The sequence below is a fragment of the Anaerovibrio sp. genome, assembly GCF_051866355.1.
Classification (GTDB): domain Bacteria; phylum Bacillota; class Negativicutes; order Selenomonadales; family Selenomonadaceae; genus Anaerovibrio.
In genome coordinates this window covers 1-4,712 of record NZ_JBJDWZ010000018.1, presented here as the reverse complement: position 1 = coordinate 4,712, position 4,712 = coordinate 1, and the positions used below count along the sequence as shown (strand labels likewise).

Genomic DNA, 4,712 nt, shown 5'->3' with positions numbered 1-4,712 from the left:
TTGATAATATGCCGAATTTGCCTAAATCGGCCCGTTGCAAAGCGGGCTTATTTTATTGCAAGGGAGTGAGTGGATAATGCAGATTTTGGTGAGAGAACAGCATGATTTGCATGATTACCATTATGCTTATGGCGGGCCGTGCAACGATGAGTGCAGTAGCGGGGCTGACTTATACAGGAAAGTTAAAAAACTGGTAGAATTCAGCAAGTCACCTGACAATATTCATGGCATGGAATTTTATTTCACGATATTGGATGAAAGGGACTACCTCGATGGCGAGCGTATTTACAACGATGCGTCCATACTTCGCATGTTCAAAGATAGTTTTGCTTTGCGAGGCCAAAAGGCATTTCTGAATCTTGCCGAAGTAGTAGAAAAGAGGCGCATTGACGAAGGAGGATGTGAGTGATATGTCTTATATGCGTGATATTTACGTGGCTTTTGATGCTAAAACTTTTGAAAATATGATGCGAGATGCAGCACGCTATAAACAAAAAGAGCTTGTAGAATTTGTAGGTAAAGCTGAGCGCAAGCAGTACCGCATCGGAGGGGAAGATGTTGTGGTTCTGCACCGCTGTTGCGATGCTTGGCGGTGTAGTGCAGAGATTGAGGAGCTGGGAGAAGAATGCGATTCTCGTGGGGGCGACTTTATCAGCATAGGTGAAGAATGGGGTGATACCTGCGTAGAACTTCGCTCTGAATTTATTACGTTAGAGCGGCGGACAATTTGCAAGCCTGATGATGCCAAAGAGCCTATTGCGATAGGCGGATTATTGTATTGAGGAGGTGATGCGCATGGTGACAAATTTTATTCCGCGCCGATTTGATGGGTACAACCCAATGCCGACTTATGTGGCCGATAAAAGGACATATACGCTTGTTGGTACGCTCAAAACAGGGTATGAAATCTGCTTGGGCAGGCTCACATCGGGCGTATCAGCCAGCGGCAACAATACTCTGTATCATATCCTGTTCGAGAGTTTTGATGACCACGGACGCAGAATGTGCGAGGTCAGGAGCCGGGCTACAGGCCCTATCGGTCCGATAAATGCACTTGTAGATGCATTAGCTGGGGCAGGTGTGTCAGTTACCAATGTCACAGCTTGCACTTGCCCTACGGTCTTGAATAGCCTTGGCAAGTGGTTTCTCAAGCACAATCCTGAGCTGGAATCCTGCGCCGTCGTGTCACAAAGCTGTCATTGATTTGACACACAGGAGATGATAAAATGATAACGTCGAAAAATATATTCGTGCCTATGCACATGAGGCTTGAGATAAGGCGAAAATGCAATTTCTTTTGGCTCCGCGCCATTCGTGATGTAAATATTAACGAGTGCTGCGCAAAGTGCTTCATCGGGGAAAAAGATAACCGCGTTTATTACGGGACACTCCATAAAACGCGGGCTGTTGTGGACATTGATGTCCAGCAGTACCCCGGCATAAAAGCTTATTATCTCTGCGGTTTGAGTGAAGGGTTTGCTTGGGAACAGAATACACACGTTGCGTTTGTTCCTGAACTGAATTCTCATATTTCCATTGACAATAAGAAAATCAAGCTGGAAATCTCAAATGCTAGGCGTATCCATTTCTGGGATTACGTACCCAATCCGCCCGGAATATTTACAGAAAATCAGCGTAAGTGCCGTAATTGGATTTTTGCTAATTTTGTAAAGGACGGGAGAATAAAATGATTGTGAGTGCAAGCAGAAGGACCGATATTCCGGCTCTTTTCTCGGAATGGTTTTACAACAGATTACAGGCGGGTTATGTCCTCCTTAAAAACCCCTATAATCCACTACAAGTCGGGCGGGTAACTCTCTCGCCCGATAAAGTAGATGGCTTCGTGTTTTGGACAAAAAATGCCGCGCCTATGCTCAAAAGAATACACGAACTTGATTCGTACAAATACTATTTTCAGTTTACCATCACACCGTATGGCAAGGACGTAGAACGTAATATTCCCGATAAGGAAAATATTATCATACCTGCGTTCAAGAAAATCGGCAGGGAAAAAGCCATTTGGCGGTATGACCCCGTATTCATAAACGACCATTACACTTTTGATTACCATGTAAAGGCGTTTTCAAAAATGGCGCAAATGCTGGAAGGGCATACGAGCCGGGCGGTAATGAGCTTTGTGGACTCATACCGCACCGTAGACCTGCGGCCTCTGAACATTCAGCCGCTTTCTCCTGAAAGGCAGAAGGAGCTGGCGCAGTTGCTGTCAGAAATTGCCGCCCAGCACGGCATAACATTGTCCTCATGTGCCGAGGAGCTGGGGCTTCCTCATTCCAGCTGTGTGGATGGGGCGATGTTCGGCGTTGCTAAGCCGAAGGACAGAAATCAGCGAGGGCTGTGCCAATGCGTTGAAAGCGTGGATATTGGCGCATATAGCACTTGCAGTCATGGCTGTGCGTACTGTTATGCAAAACATTACGGATACGTCCAGCCACCGCCGGACGTTCACGCGGAACTTTTAGGGACACCGCTTACCGGCGAAGAAAAAATTAAACAGAGAAACTAGCAGAAAGCCTCCGTGTTATGCGGGGGCTTTCTTGCGCTATATTTTAGAACATAGGAGGATAGAACATGGAAATTGTTTACAAGAGGGTGGACGAACTCATCGAATATGAGGGGAACGCCCGCAACAATGAAAATGCAGTAGCCAAGGTTGCGCAAAGCATCAAGGACTTTGGTTTTCTGAACCCGATTACCATTGACCAAAACAACGTAATCATCTCCGGGCATACGAGGCTCAAGGCCGCGAAACAGCTTGAGATGGAAGCCGTGCCGTGCATTGTTCAGAATATGAGCGAGGAAGATGCGAAGCTGGCAAGGATTGTCGACAATAAGAGCCACGAGTATTCCACATGGGATGTCGGCAAACTGCACAAGGAGCTGGACGGAATTAATCTCGAATTCAAGACTAATTTCTTCCGCCCAAACCGTGACAGGAAATTCTTCACCGATAACAAGATGCTGATTTTTGGCAATAACGAGCTGCCGATTACCGAGGATGAATATGCCCGGCTCAAGGCACTCTATGATGCTTATATCGCTGAAAACAAAACTTATTTGGGCTTTGTGCTGTATCTTACCGGAGGTGAAGCGTAATGAATATCAGGGAAATATCCGTATCACGGCTCCGTGAGTACGAAAACAATCCGCGCAACAATGATTTGGCGGTAGAGAAGGTAAAGTACAGCATCGAGCGTTTTGGCTTCTTGTTCCCAGTGGTTGTGGACATGAATTACACCATCGTCTGTGGCCATACCCGTGTCAGGGCCTGCCGTGAGCTGGGCATAATGAGCGTTCCGTGCATTATTGCCGATGAGCTTACCGATGAGCAGATTAATCTGTTCAGGCTTGTGGATAACAAAACCAGTGAATATAGTGACTGGGATTTTGAGAAGCTGAAAGAGGAGCTGTCGCAGGTTGACCTCACTTTGGAAAAGAACCAGCTCCTGCTGGAAAGGTTTGAGCTGTCTGCGGAGGTATTTGACATCGAGCCTGAGCAGGCTGAGATAAGGGTTCCAGCCTTTAATTTCATGGGCGTGAATAAGCCTGATGCTCCAAAGAAGCCTGTCGTGCATACCAATACCGGCTCCATTGACGAGCCGGAGCCTATTGCGGAGGAATCTATGGATGTTCCTGCGGCAGAGGAATATGCTCCTGTGACCGCTGAGAGCGCGCCTAACGTGGCAATGCCTGCCGCTACGGAGGAATATGTACCAGCAGAGGCAATCGCCAGCGAGAGCGTTGCGAGAGCGGATACGAAGCCGTCCGAACCTGAGCCTGCGCGTCAGTCGAAGGGAACCATACCTTTCTGTCAGTTCCGTTTCGGTGATGTGGCGTTCTTTATCTCGCAGGTGGAGCTTGACAGGCTTAACGCTAAGTATGCCAAATATATCGACTCAGGCGAAATTTTGAAGGGTAGCTTTGCCAGCTATCTGCTGAAAGGAGTGGAAAAGAGTGATTGAGTTTGACGAGAATGTGCCTATTGATGCCGTATCCGGTTCCGAGTACAACCCTCGTTCCATTACGCCCGAGGCACTTGAGTCCCTGAAGCACAGCATCAGCCGCTTCGGTATGGTTAAGCCGCTGATTGTTAATTCTACGGACAATATCATTACGGCAGGGCATCAGCGAAAAAAGGCCGCCGCAGCAATCGGTCTGAAAACGCTTCCGTGCATTAAAATCCGTACTCCTAATTTGCAGGACGAAATTCTGTTCAACTTAATGCACAACTCCATTGAAACCAGCAAGACTTCTGTCCGGCTGGATTCTTTCAAAGTGGGGGCGTACAGCTACTGCCCTTCGCATGAAATCAGGATTGAGAGCGAGCCGCAGAATGTGCTGGTCTGCTCCGAGATAACGAAGCTGCTTTCCCGCTATGGCGAGTGGGGCAGTGTAGTAACTGACGGCGATGGGAATGTAATCCTCAATGCTGAATACGCTTATTGCGCAAAGAAAATGGGTTACGGCGTTCTTAGCTACGGCATTCCGAATGAAGATGTGAAGGAGTTTTTGGAGTGCATGGGCATCGAGTACGGCAAGTATAACTTTGACAATCTCGGTGTAGAAACCTACCATCAATTCCTTGCCCAGCCGAAGCGCCTGAGTACCGATGGGCGGCAGTCCAACACTTCCATTTTGTATGAGAAGTTTCTTATCCCTAACCTTGCCAAGTCTGATAGCATTATCGACATTGG

At 47.6% G+C, this 4,712-nt stretch carries 8 protein-coding genes; all 8 read left to right on the top strand.

Translation table 11 applies throughout. The annotated features are described in order from the left end of the window. The first annotated feature begins 76 nt into the window (after positions 1-76). Positions 77-409, top strand: a complete 333-nt coding sequence (locus ACI3UA_RS01005; protein ID WP_439722973.1) for a hypothetical protein — start codon at positions 77-79, stop codon at positions 407-409. A gap of 1 nt (position 410) precedes the next feature. Further along, positions 411-782, top strand: coding sequence for a hypothetical protein (locus ACI3UA_RS01000; RefSeq protein ID WP_439722972.1), 372 nt, complete (start codon positions 411-413; stop codon positions 780-782). Positions 783-795: 13 nt separating this feature from the next. Beyond that, positions 796-1,203 carry a hypothetical protein gene (locus ACI3UA_RS00995; protein ID WP_439722971.1) on the top strand — a complete coding sequence of 136 codons (408 nt, stop codon included), beginning with the start codon at positions 796-798 and terminating at the stop codon, positions 1,201-1,203. Positions 1,204-1,226: 23 nt separating this feature from the next. Further along, the gene (locus ACI3UA_RS00990) at positions 1,227-1,691 is read left to right on the top strand and encodes a hypothetical protein (RefSeq protein ID WP_439722970.1); all 465 of its coding nucleotides are present in this window, start codon (positions 1,227-1,229) and stop codon (positions 1,689-1,691) included. Further along, entirely contained in the window at positions 1,688-2,524 is an 837-nt protein-coding gene (locus ACI3UA_RS00985; RefSeq protein ID WP_439722969.1) for a DUF1848 domain-containing protein, read from the top strand. The genes ACI3UA_RS00990 and ACI3UA_RS00985 overlap by 4 nt, the downstream gene beginning before the upstream one ends. A gap of 65 nt (positions 2,525-2,589) precedes the next feature. Further along, on the top strand, positions 2,590-3,114 hold the full coding sequence (locus ACI3UA_RS00980) for a ParB N-terminal domain-containing protein (RefSeq protein WP_439722968.1): 525 nt from the start codon (positions 2,590-2,592) through the stop codon (positions 3,112-3,114). After that, the gene (locus ACI3UA_RS00975) at positions 3,114-3,980 is read left to right on the top strand and encodes a ParB N-terminal domain-containing protein (RefSeq protein ID WP_439722967.1); all 867 of its coding nucleotides are present in this window, start codon (positions 3,114-3,116) and stop codon (positions 3,978-3,980) included. The genes ACI3UA_RS00980 and ACI3UA_RS00975 overlap by 1 nt, the downstream gene beginning before the upstream one ends. Further along, on the top strand, positions 3,973-4,712 hold a 740-nt coding region (locus ACI3UA_RS00970; protein ID WP_439722966.1), incomplete at its 3' end, for a ParB N-terminal domain-containing protein. The genes ACI3UA_RS00975 and ACI3UA_RS00970, both read left to right, overlap by 8 nt.

Excerpts from the sequence above, each read along its gene's own strand:
- ACI3UA_RS01005 (WP_439722973.1), top strand. The coding sequence starts at position 77 with ATGCAGATTTTGGTGAGAGAACAGCATGATTTGCATGATTACCATTAT.
- ACI3UA_RS01000 (WP_439722972.1), top strand. The coding sequence starts at position 411 with ATGTCTTATATGCGTGATATTTACGTGGCTTTTGATGCTAAAACTTTT.
- ACI3UA_RS00995 (WP_439722971.1), top strand. The coding sequence starts at position 796 with ATGGTGACAAATTTTATTCCGCGCCGATTTGATGGGTACAACCCAATG.
- ACI3UA_RS00990 (WP_439722970.1), top strand. The coding sequence starts at position 1,227 with ATGATAACGTCGAAAAATATATTCGTGCCTATGCACATGAGGCTTGAG.
- ACI3UA_RS00985 (WP_439722969.1), top strand. The coding sequence starts at position 1,688 with ATGATTGTGAGTGCAAGCAGAAGGACCGATATTCCGGCTCTTTTCTCG.
- ACI3UA_RS00980 (WP_439722968.1), top strand. The coding sequence starts at position 2,590 with ATGGAAATTGTTTACAAGAGGGTGGACGAACTCATCGAATATGAGGGG.
- ACI3UA_RS00975 (WP_439722967.1), top strand. The coding sequence starts at position 3,114 with ATGAATATCAGGGAAATATCCGTATCACGGCTCCGTGAGTACGAAAAC.